The 1,531-nt window shown below is 43.9% G+C and carries 2 protein-coding genes; both read left to right on the top strand.

Annotated features, from left to right (window positions below; genetic code table 11):
- Positions 1 to 522, top strand: a 522-nt coding sequence (locus tag AB4496_RS12200) for a TraB/GumN family protein (RefSeq protein WP_372131050.1), incomplete at its 5' end; no start/stop codon positions are given.
- 121 nt (positions 523 to 643) lie between these two features.
- Positions 644 to 1,066 (top strand): hypothetical protein, encoded by a 423-nt coding sequence (locus AB4496_RS12195; RefSeq protein WP_017099139.1) that lies wholly within the window; start codon positions 644 to 646, stop codon positions 1,064 to 1,066.
- Positions 1,067 to 1,531: the final 465 nt, after the last annotated feature.

The following is a 1,531-nucleotide window of genomic DNA, read 5'->3' as shown; positions in this document are numbered from 1 at the left end:
TCTATACAGATGCAGCAGTTAAAAAAACTCGGTTATGGCTCCGCCGGCGGCGTTGATGCGACGCTAGCTTACAAAGCGACTATCCAAGATGTTCCCGTTATCAGCTTAGAGCCGCTTCAATTCCAAATAGACCTGATGACAAAACAAAAGGACGACGGTAAGGAGTGGTTAGTCAGTAGCCTTGAAGAGTTTGACCAAACTGATCGTGTGGTTCATTGCTTAATCGAAAGTTGGAAAGCGGGTGATTTAGCGAAGCTGGAAGCTTTCGCAGAGCTGTCTGAGATGTCACCTGAACTAGAGAAAGCATTTTTAACCGATCGCAATATAGACTGGGCAAACAAACTATCCGCCAATGATTGGAAACTTGACTCGAAAGATAGCTACTTAATTGTGGTTGGCGCCTTGCACCTAATAGGAGAAGGTAACTTATTGCAGTTGTTAGAAGAGAAAGGTTTCAATGTCACTCAACAATCACAAAGCCAACAGGCCCGGTGTCAATTTGAGACTAGTGACGACAACTAACTAAATTCGATACCATGACCTTCTCATAATATAACCATTACCTAATAACTGAATCATTACACTTAATTGCACCATAACGGTGTTATTATCTTTCGCTCTTTTTATATACGGTGTTGTTCTCATGAAACTAGTACTCTTTGCTTTACCTTTAGCCCTAGCGATCCTCACGCCTACGGTAGTGACGGCTAAAGAAACTTGTACCATCGAACAGTTTCAGGCGATAGACATTCAACCGGATACAAAAGGCGGTGTGTTAGATAAAGAAAGCGGCCAGTTTCTGATCACTGAGAAGCCACCGATGCGCTGCGCCAATATTACGTTCATTACATCGACGACACGCAACCGTATCGCGAGCCAAATGAATAGAAAATTTGAAGCGAGCTTTTACGATGGCCAAACGAGTAACTCTCACTCGGTGACGTTTAATGAAGATGAAATACAGGCGGGTTACATTCGAATTGGTCGAAATAACCCTGTTGAAGCGTATGTTTGCTTTGTTACTTCAGAGACGCCAATCAAGAACATCACGTGTGATGTGAAGTAAACAGATTTTCGGCTGGCTTATTGAGTCAATCCTTTCTCTATGCGGGATGTTTAGAACAACAAGAGATTTCCGACTCACTCCTTCGTCGCTCTAGGGAATGACACATATACCAAAATGCAAAAAAGCCGTAGCCCCCTCTATTACGAGAGTGCTACGGCTTTCTTCAATGTGGCAGTGAAGATCTTATTTTGAACATCAGGCGAACCCCACTTTGGTTCTAATCCTATTTCCAACGCTCTAAAACGACGAAAGCCTGCTCAATGAGCAAGCTTTCTTAATGTGGCCGGTGAAGAGCTTATTTTGAATATCAGGCGAACCCCACTTTGGTTCTGATCCTATTTCCTATGATCTAAAACGACGAAAGCCTGCTCATTGAGCAGGCTTTCTTAATGTGGTCGGTGAAGAGGGATTCGAACCCCCGACCCTCTGGTCCCAAACCAGATGCGCTACCAAGCTGCGCTATTC

This window comes from Vibrio sp. 10N.222.46.A1 (assembly GCF_041473595.1).
GTDB lineage: Bacteria > Pseudomonadota > Gammaproteobacteria > Enterobacterales > Vibrionaceae > Vibrio > Vibrio tasmaniensis_A.
The sequence above is the reverse complement of the archived record's forward strand: the minus strand, read 5'-3'. Positions and strand labels throughout refer to the sequence as shown.

Coding starts and splice junctions, on each gene's coding strand:
- AB4496_RS12195 (WP_017099139.1), top strand. CDS start 644: ATGAAACTAGTACTCTTTGCTTTACCTTTAGCCCTAGCGATCCTCACG.